Annotated in this window: 13 protein-coding genes; 7 read left to right on the forward strand and 6 right to left on the reverse strand. The window is 62.9% G+C overall.

The window, feature by feature from the left end:
* Positions 1-3: 3 nt before the first annotated feature.
* On the forward strand, positions 4-807 hold the full coding sequence (locus G7048_RS09990) for an exodeoxyribonuclease III (RefSeq protein ID WP_166067988.1): 804 nt from the start codon (positions 4-6) through the stop codon (positions 805-807).
* A gap of 69 nt (positions 808-876) precedes the next feature.
* Positions 877-1,845, forward strand: a complete 969-nt coding sequence (locus G7048_RS09995; protein ID WP_166067989.1) for an alpha/beta hydrolase — start codon at positions 877-879, stop codon at positions 1,843-1,845.
* A 43-nt stretch (positions 1,846-1,888) separates the two neighbouring features.
* Here G7048_RS09995 and G7048_RS10000 read toward each other — a convergent pair whose 3' ends face one another.
* From G7048_RS10000 to G7048_RS10015, 4 genes are all read right to left on the reverse strand, one after another.
* On the reverse strand, positions 1,889-2,659 hold the full coding sequence (locus G7048_RS10000; RefSeq protein ID WP_166067990.1) for a hypothetical protein: 771 nt from the start codon (positions 2,657-2,659) through the stop codon (positions 1,889-1,891).
* Between the two features lie 188 nt (positions 2,660-2,847).
* Positions 2,848-3,921 carry a phosphotransferase gene (locus G7048_RS10005; protein ID WP_166067991.1) on the reverse strand — a complete coding sequence of 358 codons (1,074 nt, stop codon included), beginning with the start codon at positions 3,919-3,921 and terminating at the stop codon, positions 2,848-2,850.
* Positions 3,918-4,691: an SDR family NAD(P)-dependent oxidoreductase gene (locus G7048_RS10010; protein ID WP_166067992.1), complete on the reverse strand. Its 774-nt coding sequence runs from the start codon at positions 4,689-4,691 to the stop codon at positions 3,918-3,920. The genes G7048_RS10005 and G7048_RS10010 overlap by 4 nt, the downstream gene beginning before the upstream one ends.
* Positions 4,688-5,875 carry an acyl-CoA dehydrogenase family protein gene (locus G7048_RS10015; protein WP_166067993.1) on the reverse strand — a complete coding sequence of 396 codons (1,188 nt, stop codon included), beginning with the start codon at positions 5,873-5,875 and terminating at the stop codon, positions 4,688-4,690. Before G7048_RS10015 ends, G7048_RS10010 begins: the two co-directional genes overlap by 4 nt.
* A 252-nt stretch (positions 5,876-6,127) precedes the next feature.
* Between G7048_RS10015 and G7048_RS10020 the strand changes: the two genes are divergently transcribed.
* Positions 6,128-6,847 (forward strand): GntR family transcriptional regulator, encoded by a 720-nt coding sequence (locus tag G7048_RS10020; protein WP_166067994.1) that lies wholly within the window; start codon positions 6,128-6,130, stop codon positions 6,845-6,847.
* Positions 6,848-7,009: 162 nt separating this feature from the next.
* Here G7048_RS10020 and G7048_RS10025 read toward each other — a convergent pair whose 3' ends face one another.
* The gene (locus G7048_RS10025; RefSeq protein ID WP_166067995.1) at positions 7,010-8,425 is read right to left on the reverse strand and encodes a PLP-dependent aminotransferase family protein; all 1,416 of its coding nucleotides are present in this window, start codon (positions 8,423-8,425) and stop codon (positions 7,010-7,012) included.
* 162 nt (positions 8,426-8,587) lie between these two features.
* On the opposite strand from G7048_RS10025, the gene G7048_RS10030 reads away from it, so the two are divergent.
* The 4 genes from G7048_RS10030 to G7048_RS10045 all read left to right on the forward strand — a co-directional run bounded on the left by G7048_RS10030 (position 8,588) and on the right by G7048_RS10045 (position 14,307).
* Positions 8,588-9,877: a hydroxymethylglutaryl-CoA reductase, degradative gene (locus G7048_RS10030; protein ID WP_166067996.1), complete on the forward strand. Its 1,290-nt coding sequence runs from the start codon at positions 8,588-8,590 to the stop codon at positions 9,875-9,877.
* A gap of 160 nt (positions 9,878-10,037) precedes the next feature.
* The gene (locus G7048_RS10035; protein WP_166067997.1) at positions 10,038-10,484 is read left to right on the forward strand and encodes a hypothetical protein; all 447 of its coding nucleotides are present in this window, start codon (positions 10,038-10,040) and stop codon (positions 10,482-10,484) included.
* 34 nt (positions 10,485-10,518) lie between these two features.
* The gene (locus tag G7048_RS10040; protein WP_166067998.1) at positions 10,519-11,901 is read left to right on the forward strand and encodes a tripartite tricarboxylate transporter permease; all 1,383 of its coding nucleotides are present in this window, start codon (positions 10,519-10,521) and stop codon (positions 11,899-11,901) included.
* A gap of 156 nt (positions 11,902-12,057) precedes the next feature.
* Positions 12,058-14,307 carry a hypothetical protein gene (locus G7048_RS10045; RefSeq protein ID WP_166067999.1) on the forward strand — a complete coding sequence of 750 codons (2,250 nt, stop codon included), beginning with the start codon at positions 12,058-12,060 and terminating at the stop codon, positions 14,305-14,307.
* A gap of 87 nt (positions 14,308-14,394) precedes the next feature.
* On the opposite strand, the gene G7048_RS10050 is transcribed toward G7048_RS10045, so the two are convergent.
* Positions 14,395-14,844 (reverse strand): MarR family winged helix-turn-helix transcriptional regulator, encoded by a 450-nt coding sequence (locus tag G7048_RS10050; RefSeq protein WP_240933231.1) that lies wholly within the window; start codon positions 14,842-14,844, stop codon positions 14,395-14,397.
* Between the last annotated feature and the right edge of the window lie 65 nt (positions 14,845-14,909).

Below are 14,909 nucleotides of genomic sequence, written 5' to 3' on the forward strand. Positions count from 1 at the left end.
TCCTTGTTCAAATTAACCAGTCTCAACCTCAACGGCATTCGCTCCGCGGCCACCAAAGGGGTGGTGGAATGGCTGGACCAAAGTCGTCCGGATTGTATTTGCGTACAGGAAATCAAGGCTCAGGCCGCTGATATTGCCGACAAGTTCGAGTCACTTGGCAACCTGAAAGGCCATTTTCACTTCGCCGAAAAAAAGGGCTACTCGGGCGTGGGCGTCTACACCCGCCATGAGCCCAGCGACGTGATCATCGGCTACGGCTCGGGCGAGTTCGATGCCGAGGGCCGCTATGTCGAGACCCGCTTCGACACGCCCACGCGCAAGATGTCCATCATCAGCGCCTATTTCCCGAGCGGCTCCTCGGGCGACCTGCGCCAGCAGGCCAAATTCCGCTTTCTGGCCGAATTCCAGATGCAGCTCATGAAGCTCAAGGCCGAGCGCAACTTCATCCTCTGCGGCGACGTGAACATCGCCCACCAGCAGATCGACCTGAAAAACTGGCGCAGCAACCAGAAAAACAGCGGCTTTTTGCCAGAGGAACGTGAGTGGATGACAAAGTTGTTGCACACAACTGATCCAACCGGCGGTCTGGTTGACGTCTATCGTCAGCTGCAACCTGATACAACTGACAGTTGTTATACATGGTGGAGCAATCGTGGCCAAGCCTATGCGAACAACGTGGGCTGGCGTCTGGACTACCACCTGGCGACTCCGGCACTGGCTCAGCTGGCAAAAACCGAGTCCATCTACAAGGACCAGAAGTTCTCGGACCACGCGCCGATCACCATCGGCTACGACTTCAAGCTGTGAGCAACCCTGCACTTGCTCAAAGAGTAGGCCATTGAGGCGATAATGGATGAGATTAATTCTCATCCTCAAATGAACAGTCTTCCCTCTGGCGCTTTCTCGCGCCGCAGCCTGCTGGGGCTTGGTCTGGGCTCGGCCTCGCTGCTGCTCGGTGCCTGCGCCTCGCCTGACATGAACTCACACTCCGCCAGCCACAACGCCCTGCGCAGCGCACCACCCGTGCAGATTCCGGGCAGCCATCAGCTCGACATGCGCGATGCGGCGAGCGGGCTGGTCTGGCGCATCTTTGTGCAGGTGCCTGACGCGCCCGCGCCTGCGGGGGGTTACCCCGTGCTGTATCTGCTGGACGGCAACGCCAGCTTTGTGACGGCGGCGCAGATTGCGCGCAACACCGGCAATCGTCCGGCTGCGTTGCGCAAGGACCCGCTGCTGGTGGTCGGCATCGGTTATCCGATCGACGGAGCTATGGACCAGGAAGCCCGCAAGCGCGACTACACGCCGCCGCCCGCAACAGAGGCAGGCACGGGCGGTGCCGAGGTGTTTCTGGATTTCATCGAAAAGCAGTTGCAGCCTGCGGTGCGCGCCGCATGGAGCATCGACCCGGCACGCCAGACGCTGTTCGGCCATTCGCTGGGCGGCCTGCTGACGGTGCATGCGCTCGTCACGCGCAACCCGCTTTTTTCGCGCTATGCGGCGGCCAGCCCATCGCTGTGGTGGAACAGCGCGCAGGAACTGCAGACCATCGAACAGTGGATTGCCAAGGGTGCACCGACAACATCAGGCAATGTGCAACTCCAATTGCGCGTCGGCTCGCGCGAGCGCGCCAAGCGCAACGAAACCGATCCCGCCCGCGCAGCCAAGGCAGCCGAGCGACGCATGAACGAGCATGTCGAGACACTGGCCGAACGCCTGACCGCGTTGAAGCGCCCGCAACTGCAGGTCGATTTCAAGGAGCTGCAAGGAGCCGACCACGGCGGCACGCTGGCGCCGTCGTTGATCGAGGCAATCACGCTGGCGCAAGCTCGGGAAGAGCGGGAATAGCAGAAATAGCGGGGCGCGGCCTGAGCCCTGCCCCCGCGCCACATCAGCAGCCGTTCGCGTCCTTCACGCCGGACAGGCGCTTGAGATTCAGAACCTGCGTGCCATCCTTGCCGGTCAGGGTGGCCGTCGCGTTGGTGCAGCTGGAGAACTTCACGCTGATCTGACCCCAGCGCTCCATCTGGTAGACAGGCGCGGCGAATGTGCCTGCGGTGGTCATGCCCAGCTGGATGGTGTATTCGGTGTTGGCCTGAATGGCGCCGCCGAGTGCATCCATGGAGATCATCCACAACTGCGCGCCGGCCGCATTGCGTCCGTAGTAGGTGAAGATCAGGCCATTGTCCGCGCCCAGGATGTTGAAGCCCGTGCTGGTGTAGGCCGGGTCATACCACAGGCCAGAAAGCGATCTCCAGCTCAGCTCGTTGCTGCTCGCCGTCGTGCGCCCTGCCGAGTAGTGACCGGTGTAGTTCGTTTTGCCCGGTCCAACGAACAGATAGCCGCCCGTGAACTTGCCGTCTTCATAATCGCCATCCAGACTGAGGTAGTTGTCTGGGTCGCTGCTGTAGCAGTTCATAAGCACCGGATCGACGGAAAAGATGCTGCCGTTGGCGGTGACCGTGCCCTTGCCCGTGTCGCTCTTCAATGTGCATTTGACGGCGCCGTACGAATCCACGCTGATGCTGACCGTGCCGTGATCCGCGCCCAGATAGGCACCGGAATAGTTGCCGGTCGGGATCTGCGCATGGGCCGTCTGCGCCACACCCATGACCATGCTGATACACAGCAATGCACTCTTCAGAAAATCGGAAACACGCATGAGACCTCCCTGAATTTCGTCGATGAACGTTGGATTGGAGTCGGGCTTGGTCGCCGACCGAATCATTATCAACAGCTATCAAAGAAGTAAAGTAGATTTAATGTAGCAATTTGCGTGTATCCGGCCCACGACCTGAGCGGATCGGAATCAACCGATTTCAGGTCAATGGGCAGGACGAAAGTGAGCGCTCAATTCTCCTTGTTGCGCTTTTGCTGCGCTTCGAATCGCTCGGCCGCCTCCCACCCCAGATCCGCCAGCGGACCGGCCTTGCGTCCGGTTTCCACCGCGTCGTCTGCGGTCGCGTTGCCGTCGGCTGCGCGCTGGGCGATGCCGTGCAGGATCGCGGCCATGCGGAACAGGTTGTAGGCGATGTAGAAATCCCAGTGCCCGGCCGCGTTGCGGCCTGTGGCGTCGCTGTACCACTTCACGTATTCGGCTTCGGACGGAATGCCCAGTTGCGCCAGATCGAGCCCGCCGATGCCGCGCCACAGATCGTGCGGAATGCGCCAGCCCATGCACTGGTACGACAGATCGGCCAGCGGGTGGCCGAGTGTGGACAGCTCCCAGTCCAGCACGCCGATCACGCGCGGCTCGGTCGGGTGAAAGATCAGGTTGTCGAGGCGGTAGTCGCCGTGCACCAAAGTGGTTTCGTCGCCTTCGGGCAGGTTCGCGGGCAACCATTCCATGAGCTTGTGCATGGAGTCGTTCACGGGCAGCGTGGATTCCTTGCACTGGCGTGTCCAGCGCGCGATCTGGCGACCGACGTAGTTGCCTTCCTTGCCGTAGTCGTGAAGGCCCACGGCCTTGTAGTCGACCGCATGCAGCGCGGCGATCACTCGGTTCATCTCGCGATAGATCTGCGTGCGCTCGGCATTGCTCAGTCCCGGCAGGCCCTGGTCCATGAACACGCGGCCCTGCAGAAACTGCATGATGTAGAACGGCGTGCCGATCAGGCTGTCGTCCTCGCAATACGCGAGCATTTTCGGCACCGGCACGCCCGTGTCGGCCAGCGCCTTCATCACACGGAATTCGCGGTCGATGGCGTGGGCCGATGCGATCAGCGTTCCCGGCGGCTTCTTGCGCAGCACGTACTGGCGGTCGCCACCCGCGTCGATGCGGAAGGTCGGGTTGGACTGACCGCCCGCAAGCACGCTCACCTTGAGCGGCTCGTCGCCCGCCAAGCCCTGCGCGCGCAGGTATGCAGTCAGCGCCTCCATCGGCAATGTGGGTGTGGAAGAAGATGCGTTGGAGTTGCTGCTCATAGTCCGCTCACCAGATGTGCGCCATCGACGGCGACGGTGGAACCCGACATCGCCGCGCCCGCGTCCGACGTCAGCAACAGCAGCGGGCCGTCCAGATCGGACAGCTCGCTGAACTTGCGGCTGGGGATGCGCATGCGCAGCTTGTCGCCCAATTCGCTGGTCAGAAAATCGCGGTTCAGGTCGGTGATCACATAGCCCGGCAGCAGCGCATTCACGCGGATGCCGTAGCGCGCGAGTTCCAGCGCCATCGCCTTGGTCGCCTGAATCACACCGGCCTTGGAGATCGCATACGGCGCGACGCCGCCGCCCACGCGCTCGCCCAGAATCGAGGCCACGTTGACGATCGCGCCGCCCTTCTTGGCGGCCACCATGCGGCGCGCGCCTTCGGTCGCCACCAGCCAGTTGCCCTTGAGGTTGGTGTCGATCACGCTGTCGAAATCTTCCTCGGTCTGATCGAGCAGCGCGCGCGTCACGGTCACGCCCGCGTTGTTCACGATCACGTCCGGCACGGCCCATTCACCGATGGTGTCGAAGCAGTCCTTCACGCTCTGCGCATTGCTCACGTCGAGCGAGAACGCACGCGCCTCGCCGCCCGCTTGGGTGATGTCATCGACCACCGACTGCAGCTTGTCCGCACGCCGCGCGGCCACGGCCACCTTGGCACCGCAGCTCGCCAGCAGTTGCGCAAAGTGCGTGCCCAGACCGCTCGATGCGCCCGTCACCAGAACCAGTTTGCCCTTGAGGCTGAATTTGTCGATGGCGCTGCTCATCCATGGTTCTCCGCTGCGGCCTTTTCAGCCATGTGAACCAGCTTGCGCGCCATGCTCCAGCGGTGCACTTCGCTCGGGCCGTCGTAGATGCGGAAGGCGCGCATGTCGCTGAAGATGCGCATCACCGGCGTCTCGCCCGTCACGCCTTGGCCGCCCAGCATCTGCACGCTGCGATCGACCACACGCCACTCGGCTTCGGAGCAGATCACCTTGGCGCGGCTCGATTCGTAATTGCCCTTCTCGCCTTGGTCAAGCAACCACGCCGTGTGCCAGATGTTCAGGCGCGCGGTATGCAGGTCCATGTCGTTGTCGGCCAGCATGAAGCCCACACCTTCGTGCTCGGCCAGCGGCTTGCCGAAGGCCTGGCGCTTGCGCGTGTACTCCAGCGCGGTTTCATGCGCGCGGCGTGCCTGACCCAGCCAGCGCATGCAGTGCGTGAGACGAGCGGGAGCCAATCGCACTTGTGCATAACGAAAGCCCTTGCCGATCTCGCCCAGCACGTCCGATGCGGGCACGCGCAGATTGTTGAAACGCAGCACGCCGTGACCGCCGGTGAAGCACGAATCCATCGCGTCCATGCTGCGCTCGAGCACGATTTCCGGGCGGTCCATGTCGGACAGGAACATCGTGGCCGAGCCGTCTTCCATGCGCGCCATGATGATCACGTAGTCAGCGCCTTCCGCGCCCGTGATGAACCACTTCGTGCCGTTGATCAGGTAGTCGTCGCCGTCCTTGGTGGCGGTGGTCGCCAGCATCGACGGATCGGCACCCGCGCCGGGCGACGGCTCGGTCATCGCAAAGCACGAACGCAGCTTGCCTTCGACTTGCGGACGCAGCCAGCGCTCCTTCTGCGCCTCGGTCGCCACTTCTTCCATCAGGTGGATGTTGCCTTCGTCGGGCGCGTGGATGTTCATCGCCGTCGGGCCCAGCCACGAGTAGCCGGCCTCTTCAAAGACCACCGCCTTTTCGATGTGCGTGAGCCCCATGCCGCCCATTTCCCTGGACGCATGCGGCGTGAGCAGACCGGCCGCCTTGGCGCGGCTGACCAGTTCGCGGCGCAGCTCCTCGCTCGGGCCGTGGGCCGACTGGCGCGGATCGCGCTCCAGCGGAATCACCTGCTCGGCGATGAAGCGCCGCGTTCTGTCGCGCAGCTCGCGCAACTCGGGGGAAAGCGAAAAGTCCATGGTGTCTCCTCGTGAAACCTGGGGCGGGCGTCAAAACCTCTACAAGCCAAGCGCGCCATCACACAATCCATTTCGAATTTCAGATTGTTCAACAATATTGAAGCACAATTCATTCAACCACAGCTATCCTGTTGGCGACAACCTCTGTGGAATTCGCCAACAGCCTGCGCTCGGGTTCTGGCATATTCCGTGCAAATTCCGGGCTGATTTCTTTTCCTCGTCCGCCCATTCAACCCTTTCGGCAACCATCCTATGGCGCGCACCCAGACCGAGCAAGCAGACCCCGAAGCCACCCCGGACCACGGCAAGGACAGCGGCACCCACAGCAGCGGTGCTCGAAGCGCTTCCGGCACCGTGTTCTACGGAATCATGAAGGGGCTGGACGCGCAGTCCTTCGTGCCCGGACAGCGACTGGTCGAGGTGGACCTCGCCGCGCAATACGGCGTGAGCCGCAACTCCGTGCGCGAAGCCCTGCAGCGCCTGGCTGCAGAAGGCGTGGTCGAACTCTCGCGCAACAAGGGCGCGGCGATCCGCTCGCTCAGCCTCCAGCAGACGCTGGAAGTGCTGGACGTGGCCGAACGCATGACCGGCCTGCTCGCCAAAAGCGCGGCACAAGGCATTGCCGACGGCCACCCGCCCACAAACATCGAACAGGCGCTGCGCGAACTGACCCAGGCCGACCAGACGCACGACACCGAAGCCTTCGCCGCAGCCCGCCGCAGTCTCTATCGCGCACTGCTCGAAGCCAGCGGCAGCCAGGAGCTGCGCCGCCTTTTTCCGTCGATTCAAATGCCCATCGTCTACGCACAGCACCGCCCCGCCACACTGCAGAAAGTGCGCATGCGCGACTATCAGGCGATGAGCGACGCGATCCTCGCAGGCAACGCGCAGGCGGCGGACAAGGCGGGAATCGCGCATGTGCAGAACGTGCGCGCGGCCATCGTCCGCAAGCACGAAGAAGCTTCGGCCTAGGGACCCTCTGCACAAATCAAATCGACGCATGCCAGCGCAGCCTCGGGCGGTCTTCCGCGTTGAAAATCCTCGGGATAGCTACGGCTATCCCTGCGGTTTTCGCCTTGAACCCCATCCCGATCTGCTTCTGGCTGCTTGACGATCGATTTGTGCAGAGGATCCCTAGGTTTTTTGCGAGGCCAGCAGTTCCTTTACGGCCTTCTGAAATCGCGGATCGAGCATCGCCGCCACATTGCAGCGCGACCACGCAGAAGGCGCTGACGAATCGAGGTGAAACACCCGCCCCGGTGCCATCTTCACGCCGTGCGGCAACAGGTCTTCGGCAAAGCGCAGCGAGTCGGCTATGCCGGGGAATTTCACCCACAAATAAAGCGTCTGCGCGTTGCGCGCGAAGACCTCGCAGCCCTGTTCGTCGAGCCACTGCTGTGCCTGTTCGGTGGCCGCGCCCAGCTTTTGCCGCAGCTTGACGAGATGGCGCTCGTAGCGGCCTTCGCGCAGCATCACGTCGACCATGCGCTCGCAGTATTCCGATCCGCTCACGTGGATCAGCGCTTTCAGGTCGGCCAGATCGTTGGCAAGTGCGGCGCTGCAGGCGATGTAGCCCACGCGCAAAGCCGCCGAAAACGACTTGGAAAAACTGCCGACGTAGATCGTGCGTTCGAGTTGATCGAGCGTGGACAGACGCACGGCGGAGGTCGGTTTGAAATCGGCGAACGGGTCGTCTTCCACGATGCCGAGATTGTGCTTTTCGGCCAGTTGCAGCAGGCGATACGCCTTGGGCGCGCTCAGGTCGGAGCCGGTCGGGTTGTGCGCGAGCGACTGGGTGAAGAACAGACGCGGGCGCTCGGTGGCGAGGATGTTTTCGAGCACAGCCAGATCGGGACCATCGGCCTGGCGCGGCACGCCGATCACGCGCGCACCTGCCAGTTTCAGCTTGCCGAACAGCAGGTAGTAGCCGGGCTCGTCGACCAGCACCGTCGCACCCGGCGGCACGAAGTAGCGGATCACCAGATCGAGCGCATCGTTCGCGCCATGCGTGAGCACCAGTTGGTTGGGCGTGACGCCGAGGCCCAGCACGCCGAGCTTGCGCACCAGCGAATCGCGCAGCGGCGCATAGCCAAAGCGGTTGCCGTAGCGAAACAGCGACCCGAGCCCCGTGCGCACCACCTTCTGGTAGTAGCGGTCCATGCGCATGTCGGCCAGCCATTCGATGGGAGGGAAACCATCGCCCACCGCCGCCACTTCGGGTTGCGTGATGAGCTGCTCGCGCGCGAGCCAGACAGTGTCCATCGCACGTTCGAGCTGGCCGCTGTCCTCTTCGGGCTGGGCCTTGCGCTGCTGCTGCGTCACATAAAAGCCCGAACCGCGCCGTGGCTCGATCATGCCGCGCGAGACCAGCAGATCGAACGCCGACACCACGGTGTTCTTGGCATAGCGATGCAGTTGCGCCAACTCGCGCAGCGACGGCAGCTTGTCTCCCGGCTGGTAGACGCCATCCGCAATCTGCTGACCGATCAGATCGGCCAAGGTCTCGGCAATCGGTGCCGAGCGGCGTTTTTCTGCAGTTTTTGTCTCCATCGTTTCTCACTCCTTCGCACTCGACAGCGCACCAAATTGCTGCACTGCAGCGAGACTGTTTGCCCAAACTGTACCTTTAATCAAGGGTACAGCTTCAATACAGTTCGTCCAACTGTTGAAAGCTGCGTCATTCTGGTGCAGCAATTTTTTGGACGACTGAACATGGCCATCGACTCCCGCCTCCCCAATTTCCGCGCACTGACTCCCGCCCAACGCTGGGACCATGTCGCGACCGCTTGCAACCTGAGCGACGAAGAACGCGCGCTGATCGCCCAACCCGGCGCGCTGCCCACGACGCTGGCCGACGGCATGATCGAAAACGTGATCGGCACGTTCGAGCTGCCGATCGGCGTGGCGGGCAATTTCCAGATCAACGGCCGCGACGTGCTGGTGCCGCTGGCCGTGGAAGAGCCGTCCATCATTGCCGCCGCGTCGTTCATGGCCAAGCTGGCGCGTGATGACGGCGGTTTCCAGACATCGAGCACCCTGCCGCTGATGCGCGCACAGGTGCAGATCGTCGGTCTCTCCGATCCTTACGGCGCACGCATTGCACTGTTCAAGGCACGCGACGAAATCCTGGCGCTGGCCAACAGCCGCGACAAGGTGCTGATCGGTCTGGGCGGCGGTTGCAAGGACATCGAAGTCCACGTGTTCCCCCACACGCCACGCGGCCCGATGGTCGTCATGCACCTGATCGTGGACGTGCGCGATGCGATGGGCGCAAACACCGTGAACACCATGGCCGAATCGGTCTCGCCACTGGTCGAAAAGCTCACCGGCGGCTCGGTGCGCCTGCGCATTCTGTCGAACCTGGCCGACCTGCGTCTGGCCCGTGCCCGCGTGCGCCTCACGCCCGAAACGATGACCACCAAGGAGCGCAGCGGCGCCGAGATCATCGAAGGCATTCTGGACGCCTACACCTTCGCCGCCATCGACCCGTACCGCGCCGCCACGCACAACAAGGGCATCATGAACGGCATCGACCCAGTCATCGTCGCCACCGGCAACGACTGGCGCGCGGTGGAAGCCGGTGCGCATGCCTACGCTTGCCGCAACGGTCACTACACCTCGCTCACCACTTGGGAGAAGGACAACAGCGGCGCGTTGGTGGGCACCATCGAGCTGCCGATGCCCGTGGGTCTGGTGGGCGGCGCGACGAAGACGCACCCGCTGGCACGCCTGGCGCTCAAGATCATGGACGTGAAGTCCGCACAGGAACTCGGCGAGATCGCAGCAGCCGTCGGCTTGGCGCAAAATCTGGGGGCTCTGCGCGCTCTGGCCACCGAAGGTATCCAGCGCGGCCACATGGCTCTGCACGCACGCAACATCGCGCTGGTCGCGGGTGCCGTGGGTGAAGAAGTCGAGCAAGTCGCCAAGCGCCTGGCCGCCGAGCACGACGTGCGCACCGACCGTGCACTCGAAGTGCTGGCCGAGTTGCGCGGCAAGAAGTAAGCACACCGCTTTCTTCGCTCCTTTGCACTGACGACGACGTCGGGCCTGTACGCCCGGCGCGAGCATTTCCACTTCTTTCCATCCAAGCAGCGAACGCGACAACCTCGCGCTCGCTCGCATTCGGCATTTCCTTTCTATTCCATCCCGAGGAGACAGGCACATGACAAACAACCAACAGCCGCCTGCCACGAACCCCCGCTGGCAGCTCGCCGAAGTCTGGGGTGACACCGTCGATCTCAAGCACCTCACCTGGGCCATCGTGATCGGCATTGGCATCAGCGTGACGGGCTATTTCTTCGCATCGCGCTGGCTGGCTTCCGTCGTCGAATCCAAACAGCTCGCACAGGCCTACGCCATGCTCGCGGGCCTTGCCGGCTGCGTGATCGCAGGCGTGATCTGCGCGCGCATCTTTCCCCCGAAGCGCGTGGTGACCGAGAAAGACATCTCGTCCGATCCCGCGTGGCGCGCCGAAGTGCTGGCCGAGCTGGAAAACCAGCCCGGCGGCCTTGGCACCGTGGCCGACCTGCCGCCCGCCGTGGTGCAGGAGCTCAAGGAGCTGAAGCTCTACGAACTCTTTGCAGAAACCACCAAGAAAACCAACGCATAAACACAGACGAAAACGCGGGAAAGCTAGTCAACACATGGATTCTCTTCTCATCAATCAGATCGCCGTCGCCGCGGCCATGGGCCTGATCGGCGCGGTGGTGTTCGCCGCCATCGGCCTGGTCTCGGGCACCGACGAAACCACCACGCTCGCACCGCTCACGCTGCTGGTCGTGCTGCTCGGCGTGCCGCCCGCAGGCGTGTTCACCTTCTTTCTGGCCGGAGCCGTCGCCAAGCACATGACGCACGCCGTGCCGACCGCGCTGCTCGGCATTCCCGGCGACACGCTCGCCACGCCGCTCTTGCAGGATGCCGACATGCTACGCAAGCTGGGCGTGCCGCACATCGCCCTGCGCAAGATGGTGTCGGGCGCGATCATCGCGGCTTTTGTCGCCGTGCCGCTGGCCGTGCTGTTCGCGGTGATGCTGGCTCCGTTCGGCCAGGCCATCACCAAGACCGCGCCGTGGATCTTTCTGTGCGCAGCCATCCTGATCGCCTACTTCTCCAAGGGCCGCTGGGCCGCCGTCGCGCTGCTGGTGCCCTTCGTCGTGGTGATCATCGCGCTGCAGACGCTGACTGCCAAGTACGACACCAAGCTCAGCATCAGCTACTTTCTCGGCATCGCCATCGGCCCGCTGATCGCTGACCTGTTCACCGTGCTCTCGCCCCAGGGCCGCGCCCGCATGGCACGCGACAAGGTGCAGCAGTTCAACCTCGCGCCCGATGTGAAGGGCTGGTCCGGCTACTTCCCCAATCCGTTCAAGGTGCTCGACAAGAAGCAGACCCGCTGGACCTTCACCACCGCCGCCATCTCCAGCGCCACCTTCGTGTTCAGCCCCGTGGCGATGACCGTGGTGCTCGGCGAACTGGTGGGCTCGCGCATCAAGCACGCGTATCACCGCCTGACGACCGTTCTGGCCGCCCGCAACGGCGTGACCGAAGCCACCTACATCGCCGAAGCGCTGATCCCGCTGATCGCCTTCGGCCTGCCACTGAGCCCCGTCGCCGCAGGCCCTGCCGCGCCGCTGTTCAACGCGCCACCGCGCTTCACCGTCGATGCCGCCACCGGCCAGACGCACAACCTGCACAACCTGCTGAACCACTGGGAGTTCCTCGGCTACGGCCTGCTCGCCGTGGCACTGGCCGCCATCGTGTCGTACCCGTTCGCCATGAACTACGCCCGCCGCGCCGCCCTGTTCGTCTCGCGCCGCGTGAGCCACGAAGCCATCATCGCCACCTTCGTCGGCCTGATCATCGTGATCAGCGTATGGGAAGGCGCGTTGCTCGGCCTGCTGGTCATCCTGACGATGGGCCTGATGGGCGGCCTGCTGTCGCGCAACTTCGGCTTCAACACCGGCGTGCAATTCATGGGTTACTACACCGCTGTTCTCAGCGTGCCTGCGCTGATCAAGCTGTTCTGATTCCGGTTTTTTCGCAGTGCCTCAAGGCCGATTCCGCCAAAGTGCGGATCGGCCTTTTTTGCATTCTGCGGAACACATGTTTTCAATTAATCATTTGATTTCAATTGCTGTTTCGTATGATGAACGGCCGATTGGGCGACTCCGACATGCAGCCTCATGCCACCACCAAACGACCTTCAACGCGTTCAACAACTGATCTCGCAAGGCAATGCATCAGCAGCACAGCAGACGGCACAGGCCTGGCTGGATGCGCTCGGCAGCGTCACGCAATGGAAGAACATGCGCGAGCGCGCTCGCGCCTTCAATCAGGCCTGGTACGCGCTGGCGCTGGCACGCGAAGCCGCCGGTCAGCATGAAGCTGCCAGCACTGCGGTGAGCGAGGCGCATCAATACGACTCGCTGGTTTTCCAGCAACAGGCCGATCTGGTACGCATCGCCATCGCCGCGCGCGACTGGCCTCTGGCCGAGAGCATCGCGGACCACTTCGTGTCCCATCTGGAGCGCCACGGACTCAGCAGAATCGGCGAGCAGATCATCGCCAGGATCGAGCCCGTGGAGCAGCAATACGCCCCGTTCACCATGCTGATCAACGGCTACGAAGAACGCTACAAGGAGCGCTACGGCGAAGGCCCCGAAGGCGACGCGCGCATGGTCGCTGACTACGAGCGCCTGGCCATCGACGCCAACGAAATCCTGCTTGTGAAAGCCAGCAACGCGACCGAATACGGCGACGACGAACTGGCCTTGAAGCTGTGGCAACAGGTGGACTGGCGCGCCTACCCACGCGCACGCAGCTTCGCGCAATACGCCATGCTCTGCCTGCGCCAGGGACTGCCCGTGCCCGACGTGTCGCAACTGTCATCACTGCGCGATCCCGAATGGCTCTACAACGCGGGCACCGACGTCGTCACGCCGCTGAGCGAAGACTCCTGGTACAAGAATCTCAGCAACTCGCGCGCACGTCCCTACTGGCAACTCGCCGCCGATCTCCTGCAACGGGGCTACGACCACTACATCGCATTCGAGGACCAAGGCGAGCGCAACGGATTCGCCACCGATCCGCATTTCTTCGCCATGCTGTGCAACAACTACGGCATCGCGCTCGGCAAGCTCGATCGCGAGAACGAAGCATGGCCAATCCACGAGCGCGGTTTTCACAGCTCGCCCTTCATCGAGAACGCGTTGAATGCCGCTTACGGCGCGCTGCAAAGTGGCGATGCCGCAGCAGCACAACGTTGCGCCGAGCAGCTCCAGACCTTCGTGCAGGAATGCTTCAGCGAAGACGACATCGAATACGGATGCCGCGCACAATCCTACGTGCTGGCGGCAGCAGGTCTCAGCGAATCGCCTGACGAGTGGCTGCCCAAGCGCGAAGCGTTTCAGACAAAGTGGGCCAACAACCGCAAGCACGCGCGCTTCTGCAATTCGGACGAGCACCATTTCCCGGAAGACTGGCGGGTGCTCTTCCACAACAACGTCGGCGCACTCAACGACCAGTGGGAAGCCATGAAGCGCATGTTCGAGCGCCATCCAGACGACGCGCGACTGCTGCACCTCATGCTGCGCAATCGCCGCGACCACGGCGGTCGCAGTGCGCGCGAAAGCGGACTTGCGCTGGCCGACAAAGCCCGACAATTGCTGGAGCCACAACGCCACACTGCCGAAGGCGCGGCGCGCTGGTTCGAGGCACGTTACTCGCTGGCCTATCTGCGCTACCGAAGCTGGTTCTACGACGCCGATCTGGTCGGCCAGGAGTGGCTTCCGCAAGCACGCAAGGAGTTCGCGGAATGCATCGTCGACCGCGCCGCAGACAAGGTGCAAGGCGTGGACGCCATGCTCGACTACGGCATGTTGCTGGTGCGCGAAGACATCGACGCCGATGAAGGCATACGCTGGCTCAGCGAAGTGATCCAGACTCTCGAACCGCAACCCCGCGCACCCGCCGACGAAGACGAATGGCGACCAGACACAGCACCCGATCCCGCCCTCGCGCTGGCCTATGTCTACCGCGCACATGCCCTGTGCATGCAGGACCAGAACGACCGCGCCATCCCCGATCTGGATGCAGCCGCCGCGCTCAACCCGTGGCTTCCTGCGGTCTGGTACTGGCGAGCGACCATCGAATCAGAAGCCGGCAATGCCGACGCCGCCATCCAATGGGCAACGCGCTTTGTGGAGTTCGACGGAATCAACCCACCCGACGACGAAGAACGCGCAACGATGCTTTCCGCATTGGTTCAACTGCTGCACGCCACAGGACAGACCGAGCAGGCACGCGAGCGCCTGGATGAACTGGAGCAGTTGGATGACTCCCACGACGACCTTTCTGAACTGCGCACGCTCTTCGAGCCCGCAGGAAAAAAGGGAAAGTCGCTCTGGTCCAAGGTGAAAGGCTGGCTGGGCTAATTGCAAGGTACGCCCGGATGTGACAAAGGCCGATCCTGCTTTCGTAGGATCGGCCTTTTGCTTTGTTTTGCGTTGGCGTTTACGTTGTCATGCCTCGAACGCGCTCAGCTTCTTGAGTGCCGAGTCGATATAACGCTGCTCGGTGGCGGTGAGCGACTCTTCCAGCAACTGCTCGAAGCGCGCCACGTCGGCCTCGGCGTTTTTCAGCAGGGCGCGGCCTGCGTCGGTCAGGTGCAACTCCTGCATGCGGCGATCATCCTTGCTGGGCAGGCGCACGACGACTTCGCGTTGCACGAGCCGGTCGATGATGGGCACTACATTCGGGGGCGAGATTTCCAGCGCCAGGCCAAGCTGGCGCTGGTAGAGCCCGGGGTTGGCATCGATCAGTACCAGCGCCGAGAAGTCAGTGGTGCTCAGTTCGTGTGACGCGAGGCGCGACGTGAGCGCTCTGTGCACCTGCACCTTGGCGCGGGTGAGCCGAAATCCGAGAAACCGGGCTAGACGCGACTGATCGATGTCGGAGTGAGAGGCGGGCACGATGCGGTTCAGTGAAAGAAAAGGAGGGAGCGAGCGAGCGAATACGCAATTGAGTTTGAGAATAG

The sequence above is a fragment of the Diaphorobacter sp. HDW4B genome, from assembly GCF_011305535.1.
Taxonomy (GTDB): Bacteria; Pseudomonadota; Gammaproteobacteria; order Burkholderiales; family Burkholderiaceae_C; genus Diaphorobacter_A.

Excerpts from the sequence above, each read along its gene's own strand:
- G7048_RS09995 (WP_166067989.1), top strand. The coding sequence starts at position 877 with ATGAACAGTCTTCCCTCTGGCGCTTTCTCGCGCCGCAGCCTGCTGGGG.
- G7048_RS10000 (WP_166067990.1), bottom strand. The coding sequence starts at position 2,659 with ATGCGTGTTTCCGATTTTCTGAAGAGTGCATTGCTGTGTATCAGCATG.
- G7048_RS10005 (WP_166067991.1), bottom strand. The coding sequence starts at position 3,921 with ATGAGCAGCAACTCCAACGCATCTTCTTCCACACCCACATTGCCGATG.
- G7048_RS10010 (WP_166067992.1), bottom strand. The coding sequence starts at position 4,691 with ATGAGCAGCGCCATCGACAAATTCAGCCTCAAGGGCAAACTGGTTCTG.
- G7048_RS10015 (WP_166067993.1), bottom strand. The coding sequence starts at position 5,875 with ATGGACTTTTCGCTTTCCCCCGAGTTGCGCGAGCTGCGCGACAGAACG.
- G7048_RS10020 (WP_166067994.1), top strand. The coding sequence starts at position 6,128 with ATGGCGCGCACCCAGACCGAGCAAGCAGACCCCGAAGCCACCCCGGAC.
- G7048_RS10025 (WP_166067995.1), bottom strand. The coding sequence starts at position 8,425 with ATGGAGACAAAAACTGCAGAAAAACGCCGCTCGGCACCGATTGCCGAG.
- G7048_RS10030 (WP_166067996.1), top strand. The coding sequence starts at position 8,588 with ATGGCCATCGACTCCCGCCTCCCCAATTTCCGCGCACTGACTCCCGCC.
- G7048_RS10035 (WP_166067997.1), top strand. The coding sequence starts at position 10,038 with ATGACAAACAACCAACAGCCGCCTGCCACGAACCCCCGCTGGCAGCTC.
- G7048_RS10040 (WP_166067998.1), top strand. The coding sequence starts at position 10,519 with ATGGATTCTCTTCTCATCAATCAGATCGCCGTCGCCGCGGCCATGGGC.
- G7048_RS10045 (WP_166067999.1), top strand. The coding sequence starts at position 12,058 with ATGCCACCACCAAACGACCTTCAACGCGTTCAACAACTGATCTCGCAA.